The sequence below is a fragment of the Nostoc sp. genome (assembly GCF_036917975.1).
Taxonomy (GTDB): domain Bacteria; phylum Cyanobacteriota; class Cyanobacteriia; order Cyanobacteriales; family Nostocaceae; genus Nostoc.
On the sequence record NZ_JBALEJ010000049.1, the window covers coordinates 42,883 to 55,181 of the forward strand.

Annotated in this window: 9 protein-coding genes; 7 read left to right on the top strand and 2 right to left on the bottom strand. The window is 38.7% G+C overall.

The features are described from left to right. The first annotated feature begins 7 nt into the window (after positions 1–7). From V7K76_RS21320 to V7K76_RS21335, 4 genes are all read left to right on the top strand, one after another. The gene (locus V7K76_RS21320; protein WP_334951970.1) at positions 8–2,590 is read left to right on the top strand and encodes a BsuBI/PstI family type II restriction endonuclease; all 2,583 of its coding nucleotides are present in this window, start codon (positions 8–10) and stop codon (positions 2,588–2,590) included. Positions 2,591–2,753: 163 nt separating this feature from the next. Further along, complete coding sequence (locus V7K76_RS21325; protein WP_334951878.1) at positions 2,754–3,818, top strand: glutathione S-transferase family protein; 1,065 nt, start codon at positions 2,754–2,756, stop codon at positions 3,816–3,818. 259 nt (positions 3,819–4,077) lie between these two features. Further along, positions 4,078–4,962, top strand: a complete 885-nt coding sequence (locus V7K76_RS21330; protein ID WP_334951876.1) for an aspartoacylase — start codon at positions 4,078–4,080, stop codon at positions 4,960–4,962. 448 nt (positions 4,963–5,410) lie between these two features. Then, on the top strand, positions 5,411–6,394 hold the full coding sequence (locus V7K76_RS21335; RefSeq protein ID WP_334779831.1) for a polysaccharide deacetylase family protein: 984 nt from the start codon (positions 5,411–5,413) through the stop codon (positions 6,392–6,394). A 231-nt stretch (positions 6,395–6,625) separates the two neighbouring features. Here the strand turns inward: V7K76_RS21335 and V7K76_RS21340 are convergent, their stop codons facing one another. Next, positions 6,626–7,030 carry a response regulator gene (locus V7K76_RS21340; protein ID WP_334951873.1) on the bottom strand — a complete coding sequence of 135 codons (405 nt, stop codon included), beginning with the start codon at positions 7,028–7,030 and terminating at the stop codon, positions 6,626–6,628. 397 nt (positions 7,031–7,427) lie between these two features. After that, on the bottom strand, positions 7,428–7,829 hold the full coding sequence (locus V7K76_RS21345; RefSeq protein ID WP_334951871.1) for a PPC domain-containing DNA-binding protein: 402 nt from the start codon (positions 7,827–7,829) through the stop codon (positions 7,428–7,430). A gap of 135 nt (positions 7,830–7,964) precedes the next feature. Here V7K76_RS21345 and V7K76_RS21350 point away from each other — a divergent pair, with 135 nt between their 5' ends. The 3 genes from V7K76_RS21350 (at position 7,965) to V7K76_RS21360 (ending at position 12,251) form a co-directional block, all read left to right on the top strand. Next, a complete protein-coding gene (locus V7K76_RS21350; RefSeq protein ID WP_334951869.1) occupies positions 7,965–10,397 on the top strand; it encodes a dynamin-like GTPase family protein in 2,433 nt (810 codons plus the stop codon). A 49-nt stretch (positions 10,398–10,446) separates the two neighbouring features. Further along, positions 10,447–10,947, top strand: a complete 501-nt coding sequence (locus V7K76_RS21355; RefSeq protein WP_334951867.1) for a KGK domain-containing protein — start codon at positions 10,447–10,449, stop codon at positions 10,945–10,947. 284 nt (positions 10,948–11,231) lie between these two features. Beyond that, positions 11,232–12,251 (top strand): S66 peptidase family protein, encoded by a 1,020-nt coding sequence (locus V7K76_RS21360; protein ID WP_334951865.1) that lies wholly within the window; start codon positions 11,232–11,234, stop codon positions 12,249–12,251. The last annotated feature ends 48 nt before the right edge of the window (positions 12,252–12,299 follow it).

The following is a 12,299-nucleotide window of genomic DNA, read 5'->3' on the forward strand; positions in this document are numbered from 1 at the left end:
AGCCGTGATGTTCCAATCAAGCAGTACAGAGTCTACAGACAATCATCACAAGCCGTTGGAATTCAAAAGCTTGTCAAAATGTTCTGCCATAAACTTACTTGGTGAAGTAGATTTTCTGAGGATTGCTGCAACATTGAAACAGGATCAAAAGCAAAAAGGAAAACTAGGCCAATTTTTGACACCTGCTCCAGTAGCAGAATTAATGGTTGGGATGTTTGGCAAATTCGATCGTCCTCAAATATCTCTACTTGACGCTGGAGCAGGAGTTGGCTCATTACTTGCAGCCTTTGTAGTTAAACTTTGTCAGAGCCAAAAACGTCCAGCAAATTTAGATATTGTTGCCTATGAAATTGATCCTTTTCTGATTGGGTATTTGCATCAGACATTAAAATTATGTGATAGAGAATGTCAAATAGCTGGGATCTCTTTAAACTATGAGATCCGAAATACGGATTTTATTGAGGATGCAGTCAGACTTCTTGGCCCTAGTTTGTTCGATAATCCTGACAATTGCAGATTTACCCACGCTATTCTCAATCCCCCATATTTAAAAATTAACGCTCATTCCAAAGTTCGTGATTTGTTACGTTCTATAGGATTAGAAACCAGCAATCTATATACAGGTTTTATCGCTGCTACAGTTCAGCTTCTTGAATCAAGAGGAGAGCTTGTAGCTATTTCGCCGCGTAGTTTCTGTAATGGGCCATATTTTAGAGACTTCCGCAGAATGTTTTTGGAAATGATGGCTTTAGACCAGATACATCTTTTTGATTCCAGACAGGAAGCTTTTAGTGATGATGAAGTTTTGCAGGAAACAATTATCATCCATGCTATCAAACAAAAACCAAAATTTGACAATGTAATCATCAGTACAAGTTCAAATGCTGATGATGATTTTATGCTGTCAAATTCCTTAGCTTATACAGAGATAGTTATTCCCAACGACTCGCAACAATTTATCCACATTATCCCCGATACATTAAGTCAGCAGGTCATTGAAAAAATGGCTAATTTTACCTGCACATTAAAAGACCTAGAATTAACTGTATCAACGGGACGGGTTGTAGATTTTCGTGCTAAAGAATATCTGTGTTTAACGCCAAAAGAAGACACTGTTCCCTTAATTTATCCATTGAATTTTTCAGGAGGATATGTTGAGTATCCCAAGATAACTAAAAAACACCAAGCTCTAGTCTATGCAGAAGAAACTGTATCTCTTTTAGTACCCAATCAACATTATGTCTTGACTAAACGCTTCTCCTCAAAAGAGGAAAAAAAACGAGTTGTTGCTGTTGTATATGATGCTAATCGAATTAATTATTCTTGGGTAGGTTTTGAAAATCACCTGAATTATTTTCACAAGGACGGAAGAGGACTTAATCTTACTCTAGCACGTGGTCTTGCTGCTTATCTTAACTCTAGTCTCGTTGACGCATTTTTTCGGTTGTTTAATGGACATACTCAGGTTAATGCAACCGATTTACGAAATTTAAAATATCCGACAATAGCACAACTAATGACCGTAGGGCTATATATTACTGAGCATTTTCCATCACAGAAAGAAATTGATCAACTTTTGCAAAAAGAGTTACTGAGTATGAACAATCAGTCTGAAAACAACCCCTTAATAATTAAAACCCGTATTGATGAAGCACTACAAATTCTAATTGAACTTGGACTTCCACGAACACAACTTAATGAGCGTTCAGCCTTAACCCTGCTGGCTCTACTTAACTTAAAGCCAACAGATCCTTGGGAAACTGCTGCATCTCCCCTAATGGGAATTACGCCAATGATGGAATTTATGGCACTGCACTATGGCAAAACATATAAACCTAATACACGGGAAACTGTTCGCCGCCAAACTGTCCATCAATTCTTAGATGCGGCTTTGATAATTGTAAATCCAGATTCACCTGAACGCCCAGTTAACAGTCCGAAAACAGTATATCAGATTGAAGAAAGTGCGCTTGAACTCTTACGTACTTATGGAACTAGTGAATGGAAAAAGAGTATTCGTACTTACCTTGCTTCAGTTGAAACTTTGAAAAAACGATATGCTCAAGAGCGGGAAATATCACGTATCCCTATTGTGATTGAAGGAAAGTTAAAAACTTTATCCCCAGGTGGTCAAAATATTCTAATTGAGAAGATTATTAAGGAGTTTGCAGAACGTTTTACACCTGGAGGAAAACTGATTTATGTTGGTGATACAGATGATAAATTTGCACATTTTAATGAAAAAGCATTGAAAGATTTAGGCGTTACTATTGATTCTCATGGAAAAATGCCTGATGTAATTATCCATTATCTAAAAAATGATTGGCTAGTTTTAATTGAAGCTGTAACTTCTCATGGACCAATTAACCCTAAACGAAAAAAAGAACTTGAAGTTATCTTTGCTGAGATAAAAATTCCGATTGTAATGGTAACAACTTTTTTAAGCCGAAAAGCGATGGTGGAGTATTTGGCTGAAATTGCTTGGGAAACCGATGTTTGGGTTGCTGAAGATTCTACTCATCTCATTCACTTCAATGGAGAATATTTATTACAGGCCTATAAAGTGGATAGAGACTCTGAAACTAAATAAACTATTGTTAAAAATAAGCGATCGCTAGCTTATAAGTTGTCTTTAAAGCGATATCGATATCAACAATATTGTCATATAGATCCAATAGTTCATGCAAAGCGTAGTAGAGTTAAAGTAATAAATCTGAAGGTACGTCGATCGCTCCCAAAGCAAAATTGTCGCCATGACTAACTCAACTCCAATGGATGACGAGAAAAAGCTCCCCAAGAAGAAAGGTAAGTCGCTTCCTCCCAAGCTAATTATCTGGCTAGGGAAGTTTATCTGGACGACTATGTGGCAGATAATGATGTCAAATCTGGCTCCTCGCAATCAGTCGGGAGCATATATTCGTCCTAATAGCCAGTTTCGCAAGTTCATCGGCACAGAAGAAGGGAATCCCCACCCACCAGCAACGGGGCGCTACAAACTCTATGTTGGGCTGGGTTGTCCTTGGGCACATCGAACCTTGGTTGTGCGATCGCTCAAAAAACTCGAAGCGGTAATATCAGTATGTATCGTCTCTCCTTCTCCCATTGAAGGCGGTTGGATATTTAACGATGAAGTTGAAGGTTGTCGCACACTGGCTGAATTTTATCAAAAGGCAGAACCCGGCTACAGTGGACGCTCTACAGTTCCAGTACTATGGGATAACCAAACAAAAGCGATCGTCAATAATGAGAGTTCAGAGATTATCGTCATGCTGAACTCTGAGTTTAACGAGTTTGCCAACAATCCGACGCTAAATCTTTACCCAGAAGAACTTAAAGAGAAAATTGACTGGTGGAATGAAAAGATTTACCACGCGGTAAATAATGGCGTGTATCGCTGCGGCTTTGCCCAAACTCAAGAGGCATACAATCAAGCCTGTAACGAACTGTTCACAACTCTTGATGAAATTGAGATTGCATTGCAGACTAATCGCTATCTCTGCGGTGAACATCTGACACTTGCAGATGTGCGTTTATTCACAACCTTATTTCGGTTTGATAGTGCCTACTATGGGCTGTTTAAATGCAATCGGCAGCGAATTCGAGACTACCAGAATCTCGGAGCTTATTTGCGCGATTTGTATCAGCTTCCAGGTGTGGCTGACACTTGCGACGTAGAAACTGTGAAGCGAGACTACTACGGAAACCTATTTCCACTCAATCCCGGCGGAATTATCCCCAATGGCCCTGATATGTCTTATCTTAATCAACCACACGATCGCGATCGCATCGGGAGCATCCCAATTTTGCAAATTGACTAAGATAACAGATTGTCATTGCGAATGAAGCGAAGTGGAATGTTCGCCCTTGGCGTTCCCGCAGGGTAGCAATCGCAAGGTCTAGGTGTTGCGATTGCTTCTCTTCGAGACGCTACGCGAACGCTCCATTTAATTACGCTCGCAATGACAAAATATGTTTTTACACATTTGGGATGCTCCCATCGCATCGGCAAGGTGAATGCTTCATAAGGTACATTGAGAACTGATACCTCGATGGCTACATTGCGGAGTTAGTGTAATCGTGAACCAGATTAATCGAGTTGCAATTGTCGGTGGAACTCATGGCAATGAGTTTACAGGAGCCTACCTGATCCAAAAATTTGCCCAGTTTCCTGATTTAATTACTAGATCGAGTTTTGAGACAGTCACCCTGTTAGCAAATCCTCATGCTTTTGCCGCCGGGAGGCGATATATAGAGAAGGATTTAAATCGCTGTTTTCTCAAGCTAGACTTACAAGATCCGACTCTGAAAAGTTACGAAGAATTGCAAGCTAAATTAATTCAACATACCCTAACATCAAATGGGGATAAACAAGCAGATTTCATCTTAGACTTGCACAGCAGTACAGCTAATATGGGTCTGACAATTATTCTTGATAACAGTCATCCCTTAAATTTGAAATTGGCTGCTTATCTGAGCCAGATTAATCCTTTGGTTAGGATTTATCGCTGCTCTTTTGAATCTGTTGAAGAAAACCCATTTGTAAATTCTCTGTGCGAATTAGGCTTTGCGTTCGAGGTTGGGCCGATTGCCCAAGGTATCTTAAAAGCAACACTATTTCAACAAACAGAGGAACTTGTTCACGCGCTTCTAGACTATCTAGAACAGTTTAACCAGGGTGAAATCCCATCAAATAACGAAACGTTGATTCTCTATGACCACTTATCAACTGTAGACTACCCAAAGAAATCCGATGGGACAATATTTGGGATGATTCATCCAGAGCTTCAGGACAAGGATTATCAAGCCTTGAATCCAGGAGATCCGATTTTTATAACCTTTGATAATAAAACAATTGTTTATGAGGGTGCATCTACCGTTTGGCCGATTTTTATTAATGAAGCAGCTTACTACGAAAAAGGAATTGCAATGTGTTTGACCCAGAAGCAGCAAATCAATATCTAGATGTGAATAAAATTTTTGTATAATTGCTTTTGATTAGAAATTAGGAGAGAAATTTAACACCCAAATCATTACTTGCTAAAAATACTTATATAAGTTTAAATGTATCTTGTTTATGATATATTAATTACCACTACTTAAGTATCAGGGTAAAAAGTTGTCCAAAGAGCCGATCGAGTCGAGTCAAAGGAGCGCTAAAAAATTATTATCTAAATTCACCCAGAATATTTTCAGAGAAGCAGAATTTCTTTATAAATATGGGACACTCATCTCGGCGATGTCAATTATAGGCTACGCCCGCAGAATACTGTTCTTAAAGTTCAGAAGCAGTAAACATTTTGACATGAGGTTTACACTGAAGATATCCCTAAGTAAAAGTATGAAACTTTACTAATAGCACCTAAAACTAAGACTATTTACGCTTAAAATTGTCCAAATACTTGAACTAATAATGAAAACCAAGCAAAAAGGAAACAGACCAATAGCCAGTCTTTCTTTAGACTTGGATAATATTTGGTCTTATTTAAAAAATCAGGGCGCTTCCGGTTGGGAGACTTTCCCATCTTACCTAGATATCGCAGTGCCTCGTTTCTTAGATATTCTTCAACAATGGGATTTGACAATCACAGTATTCATTGTAGGTCAGGATGCAGCGCTAGAAAAGAATACTAAGGCAATACAAGCGATCGCTAATGCCGGTCACGAAATTGGCAATCATTCATTTTATCACGATCCTTGGCTACATCTATATTCAGAGAATGAAATTGAAGAAGAAGTTGCCCTGGCTGAACAACATATCAAACGCGTCACTCATCAGCATCCTATCGGTTTTCGGGGGCCAGGATACAGTTTTTCTCCAGCAGTATTGAAAGTTCTAGCACGACGGGGATACGAATATGATGCTTCAACTTTTCCCACATTTTTGGGGCCAATAGCACGAGCTTATTATTTAATAACCTGTAAATTAAGCAAAGAAGAACGTAAGAAACGGGAAGCACTTTTTGGCGGTTTTAAAGAGGGTTTGCAGCCTCTAAAACCCTATCAATGGCATCTGGGTAAGGATAAACTAACAGAGATTCCCGTTACCACCATGCCAATTTTCAAAGTGCCAATTCACTTCAGTTACATCATGTTTCTGAGTACATTTTCTTCGGAATTGGCTTTACTCTACTTGCGAATTGCCCTGTGGCTGTGTAAACTTACACGCGTCCAGCCTTCTTTGCTACTCCATCCTACAGACTTTATCAGTCAAGAGGATGTGCCAGAATTATCATTCTTCCCTGGTATGAGTGTCCCTACCTACAAAAAGCTGGCAATAGTGAACAAAAGTTTAGAAATTATATCCAGTCAGTTTAATGTTTTGACTGTTGGACAACACGCCAAATTCGTAGCCGATGGCCGCCAACTGCCTGTATTAGTCCCTCAAAAGAGATGAGGAGGTAGTTAAGAATATTAGGGAAATCCAAGAAATAAATTATCTAATATTGTGGGGTGGGCAACATGAGCGCCTTATGGACTGGGCGCTCATGTTGCCCACCCCACAAGAGTTAATTGGATATTTTTTTATTTGTCAGTCCCTTAGTAGGTTGGGTGAAACAAAGTGAAACCCAACAAACCTTGTAATATATTGGGTTTCTTTTCTCAAGTTGGTAAAAATATGATCCAATTACCAATTACAAGAGGCAAACAAATTAGCAACAATCTCAACTAATTCTCCTGGAGAAACTGGCTTAGATACATGAGTCTGAAATCCAGCTTCCAAAGCGCGAATCCGGTTTTCGCTATCCCCATAAGCAGTTAAGGCAATAGCTGGAACTTTTCCACCCATATCTGGCTTAAGCGCCCGTATTTTTCGGATCAAAGTGTAGCCATCTTCCCCAGGCATACTTATATCACAAATTAAGACATCAGGTTGCAATTGGGGTAAGACTTCCCGTGCTGCTGGTGCTGATGGAACTGCTACAATGGTGGCTCCATCTGCTTCTAATACTGTAGTAAGAAAAAAGCGAATATCATCATCATCTTCAACTACAAGAATATTTAAGCCAGCAAGAGGCAAAGAAGGTTGCATAACAAATTACATTTCAATTTTGTCTAACAACAAATGCCGACTTAAAGATTTTGTTTTACTTTAGCCGTAAGCACAACAATCTTGTAGCTAGCAATAACTTTTAACCATTTTCTATTGTATCTGTCTAGTACATTACATAATGTTAATATTTGTGTGGTGTTTAACAATCTATAAAGATAGATAGTCAATAACTCTGGTATCAATTTTCCCTAAGCTTGCACTTAATAATTACTCCTCTTCTCTTCTCTACGAGACGCTACGCGTTGGCATACTTGGCGGTTCGTTTAATAAATATTAAATGCATGTTCATATAGCGGTTCTCGTTTACGTGAGGTACACCCGTAGGGGCACGGCATGCCGTGCCCCTACAACTTGCTGAATTTTAATGTAACCATATTCATAAATTATCAGGTATAATTTCTAGTTCTTGATAACCTGTTTGTTGGTCAAAAGTTCTATTAAAAGTAAATTTCTCACTCGCACCAATAACTATTTCAGCAGTTGTGTAGATAATGCATCCATCGTCGAGATGTCCGCCGGTAGTTTTGCCTTCTCGATCAGAAATAGCAATGTGCAAATGCACACCTGTAGTTGATATTGTACCGTTGAGAGCGATGATTTCAAATTTTCCAGTTAATAATGTACTAACTTCTTGATTAGCAAAGCGAATTTTTGCTGCTTCTAGGCTACCAATGGCACTTAATATAAATCCTGCTTTGATATCTTCCTGTTTGACAAAATTCTTTAAGCTTTGTCTTAAATCGTCGTGGGGTTTCAATCTGATCGCAAAAACTTTCATTAGTCAATAGTCATTAATTGGTTGTTTAAGTAATATCCAGCAATTAAACCACATGAAAATTATCAGGATTATTACTGAACCATCAAGACAATAAATATTACTAATATATAGATAAGTATTATCAGGATGCCAAATATGTTAGATTTTCCGCTTCAGTGCAAAAATTTGAAAGAGCAGGTTGAATCTATATTACAACTTTTACAACAAGAACCAACCCTACGTTCTGAAGATATTACACCTGTACAAACTTCTTTAAGTAAAGCGATTTCTCCCAAGTTTGAGATTGTGTTTGCAGGTGCGTTTAGTGCTGGCAAATCAATGCTAATCAATGCACTACTAGAGAGGGAATTACTCTACAGCGCAGAGGGACATGCTACAGGTACAGAATGCAAAATCGAGTATGCAGAAGTAGATCAAGAACGTGTTGTTTTAACGTTTTTAAGTGAAGCAGAAATTCGGGAACAAGCAGTTTCTTTGTGTCAGCAACTAGGATTTAAGACAGTACCTAATATCAATCAAGCTGATGTAATTAACTTGCTACGTCAAGGTTCGGAAGCGATTATTCAGCAGGAAGGTGGCGAGAGTAAATCAGAACGTGCAAAACAGGCGAAGGCGTTGATGTTGTTGCTAGAGGGATATATGGCAAACCGCGATCGCATCAGTACTGTGACTAATGCTACATATTCAATGGAGCAATTTAATTTTTCCAATCTCAAGGAAGCTGCGGGATATGCCCGTCGTGGTTGTAATAGTGCCGTGTTGAAGCGGATAGAATATTACTGTAATCACCCGCTACTGCGAGATGGCAATGTAATTATTGATACGCCTGGTATCGATGCCCCGGTAGAAAAAGATGCACAGCTAACTTATGCCAAAATTCAACATCCTGATACTTCGGCGGTGGTATGTGTGCTAAAACCTGCTTCGGCGGGTGAGATGACAAAAGAAGAAACCGAACTTTTGGAATTAATGCGAGAGAACACCGGAGTACGCGATCGCGTCTTCTATATCTTCAACCGCATCGATGAGACTTGGTACAATACCCAACTACGGCAACGATTAGACGATTTAATTAGCGGGCAGTTTCACAATTCCAGCAAGGTTTATAAAACCAGTGGATTATTAGGATTTTACGGCAGTCAGATTAAACAGACAAGCCAAAAAGATAGATTTGGTTTAGACTCTGTTTTCGCAGAAAGTATTAAAGGTTTAGATGGTAAAGAAGAAACACCACAATTCGTCTATGCTTTTAACAATTACTGTGTAAATTCAGGAAAACTGTCTTCCACTAAATTTCGTGTCTCTGTGAATGGCTTTGAAACCCCAAATCAAAATTATGTGCGGATTTTGGGAGATTGGGGAAATGAACTAATACAACAGCTAATTCAAGATAGTGGGACTGAAGAATTTCGGACAGCAATTACTCGCTATCTTACCGAAGAAAAGCGCCCACAATTATTTAAAAATCTTGCTGATGATTTGGAAGATATTTGTATTAAGCTGAAGAAACATTATCAGACTGTCCAACGCAATTTAGATAGTCAGCCTCAAGAAATTGAGACGATGAAGGCGCAAGAATTGCAAGGACTAAATCAGCAACTCCAGCAAATTGGCAAAGATTTTAGTGAGCATATCATAGAAGAAGTTAACCATGTAATTAATAATTCTTGTGATAGTTTTGAAGCAGATTTTAAGCAATTGCAATCACGAATGATTCGCCGTCTAGATGAATTGCTAGATACTTTTTCTGTAGCTTATGCTTATCGACGTGCAACCATCAGCCATCCCCGCAATGCTACTGCACCTTTGATTGCTATTTTAGTAGAGGCATTTTATTACTTAGCAAATCAATTAGAAGATATTTTGGTTGAATCTTCTCAGCAGGTAGTTGCAAATTATTTTCAGCGGTTGATTAAAAAGATTCGTAAGTCAGAATATTATCGCCAATTGTATCGTTTATTAGATTGTGATGGCGGCATTGAACAAGAGATGAGAATTTTAGAAAAACAAGTTAGTCAAGCCTTAGTTAGTGCAGCTAGTGTAGAGTGCGATCGCTTTGTTCGAGAAAGTCCCAGATTTTACGATGAAGGCACTTTTTCTATATATCAATTTCGCCAAACTCTATTACAAACTTCTCAAGGTTACGACGCTGAAAGTATCATAGAAGCAGAGCCAGCAATTAGACAGTTATTGAAGTTAGATTTTGAACCCAAAGTTTCCCAAACTATTCGTAAATCTTTCCGTCAAACCATCAACCAAACGCTCAAAACTCAGTTGTTACCAATGGCAGATCAGCAAGCAGATGAGATTTTGCAGCAATACCCACAGGCGCGTGCTTATCTAGAGAAAACACTAGAACAAGAAGCTGAAGAAAAAATTGCGAATAATCGGCGATTATTAAATATTGTTGAAGAAAATATTGCAGCATATAATTCAGCCGCTTCTAATATTAATAGTTGTTTACAGGCGATGCAATTATACGATCATCTTTTGCCTGTAATTGGTGATTTGTTTGACACTGATGGGAAGTTTGCTAATAATGGGTTTTTGGTTTCAGATGTGGTATAAGAGGTTTAATTTTAATCTCGAAGATGATTTGAGATAATTGTAGCTTTTAGTGAGTGCTAAAGCACTCACTAACTACAGTTTTGTTTTGCGTAAAGAGGTTAAGGAGCATATTTTGGTCGAAATCACAAACAATGGCAGACATCGTAAAAGAAAATCAAAAATTGAGGTTGATATGCAAGATGAATTCAAGCAAATAGAGTGTAATGATGGTGATGTTTTGGACTTCGGAGACAACATATATAAAGTTGCTAAATTAAAACAAGCAATGGATACCTCATCTAACTCCCATCTGGCAAATATATTGAATGAAGAATTAAGGAGGAAGGGAGTAGATATAAACAATTCTCTTGTGAATTTGTTTCAGACCGGGATAGATTGCAAAATTTTAACACTAGGTTCTCAAAGCTGGAAAAAGGGGAAAGTGAAAATTAAAATAAGCGTTGAATTTTATGTTGAAGAGGAAGATATACAAATAACTAACAGCAACAATTCAGAAATCACCGAACCAGAATCGCCTCTTGATGATCTTCGCCGTATGATTAATGAGTAAAATTAGTGAATCAAAATTTACAATATAGCAATCTTATTTGATTTGTGAAAATTCGCGGTGTCCAGATCCCCGACTTCTTTTAGAAGTCGGGGATCTAACTTTTTATGAATGATTTAGGCGTTGCTATAACCTATTAAAATTCGTCATACCATTTCACTTTAATAATGATACAAATACGCTGGTAAGGGCATGGCAATGCCATGCCCCTACGATAAATCTATATGTATCAGGATTTTCGTGAAATGGTATCACTATCCCAATCCCCAGTCCCCAACTAAATGGTTATGAATATCAAACGTCGGGAATTTCTCACAACCTGTGGACTAGCTACCTTCGCTACCCAGATACCATCATTTACCGCCCAAGGTAAACTACCTACAAACACCATCTGCAAGCCGCCCCGCCTGCAAGTGGGTGATACTGTAGGATTGATTTCCCCTGCGGGTATTGTTGACGCTAAAGACATCGAAGCAGCGCAGCAATCATTTTCACAGTTAGGGTTAAAAGTCAAGCTGGGGAAGCATATTTTAGACCGTTACGGCTATTTAGCAGGTAAAGATGCCGATCGCGCTGATGATGTAAACTTGATGTTTAGCGATCGCACCATCAAAGCAATTATTCCGATGCGTGGTGGCTGGGGCTGTAATCGCATTTTACCTTTACTCAACTACTCGCTGATCCGCTCCCATCCGAAAATTATCATCGGGTACAGCGATATTACGACACTATTGTTAGCAATTAATGCCCGTAGTCAAATGATTACTTTTCATGGGCCAGTTGCCACATCTACCTGGAATCAGTTTACAGTTGATTACTTCAAGCGCATCCTATTTAATGGTGAAGCGGTAACTATGCAAAATCTCAACCCTAGCGAAGTGCGGGTGGAGACAATAGCACCGGGAAAGGCGAGAGGTAAACTTGGAGGTGGAAATTTATCAGTGCTATCAGCGATGGTAGGTTCACCTTACCTACCTTCTTGGAACAAAAGCATTCTGTTTGTGGAAGAAGTTGGCGAGGATGTTTACCGTGTAGATAGAATGCTGACGCAATTAAAAACTGCTGGCATACTTAATCAAATTGCTGGCTTTATCTTTGGGCAATGCACTAAATGTAGTCTTGGGGATGAACCGTCATTTACATTAATACAAGTATTGCAACAACACATACTTCCTTTAGGTATTCCTGCTTGGTATGGTTCAATGATTGGTCATATTAAGGATAAATTTACCTTGCCAATCGGTGGGGAAGTGGAAATAGATGCTGAATTTGGGACAATACGAATGTTAGAAGCGGCAGTCAAATAATTTTGGATTTTGGATTTTAGATTTTAGATTGACCCCATACCTAGCAAT